Raw genomic sequence first — 538 nt, 5'->3', positions numbered from 1 at the left:
CCGCCAGGCCGAGGATGCCAGGCAGCGCGAAACGGCATTGGCCAGCCACCTGGCCGGCACCGAACAGCGACTCGAGACACTCAGCGCTGAGCTGGCCACCCGTCAGGCGGATAACGAGACCCTCCGCAAGGCCGAGCAGCGCCTCGCCACGCGGCTGGCGGAGGCGGAGTCCCTGCTGCAGCGTCATCGGGACGAGGCGGCCCGGGTGGCGGACGAGCATCAGCAGGCCATGCAGGCTCGGGAAGCCGAGCATCGCGAGAAGCTGACGCGAGAGGAGCAGCGCCACGAAAGTGCCGAGACACGCCTGATGGCGCTGCTCGACCAGGCGCGCCAGGAGCGACAGGCCCAGGAGAAGGCCGCGGCCGGCCGTGAGGAGCAGCAGGAGAAGCGCCTCGCCCGCCAGGAGTCACAGCTGCAGGAGGCGCGTGCCCGGCTGGCCGAGGAGGAGAAGCGCCATCGCGAGACCGACTGGGCGCGGCGCCAGGCCGAGTCGCTGGCGGACACTCGCCACCACGAGCAGGCGCTGCTTCAGGCGCGC

Annotated in this window: 1 pseudogene; it reads left to right on the top strand. The window is 72.1% G+C overall.

The annotated features are described in order from the left end of the window. Positions 1–538 (top strand): annotated as a pseudogene (locus ADS77_RS22450) (hypothetical protein); the annotation flags it as partial.

Origin of the sequence: Pseudoalteromonas porphyrae (assembly GCF_001298125.1) — a bacterium.
GTDB lineage: Bacteria > Pseudomonadota > Gammaproteobacteria > Enterobacterales > Alteromonadaceae > Pseudoalteromonas > Pseudoalteromonas neustonica.
This window is presented reverse-complemented; position numbering and strand designations above follow the sequence as displayed.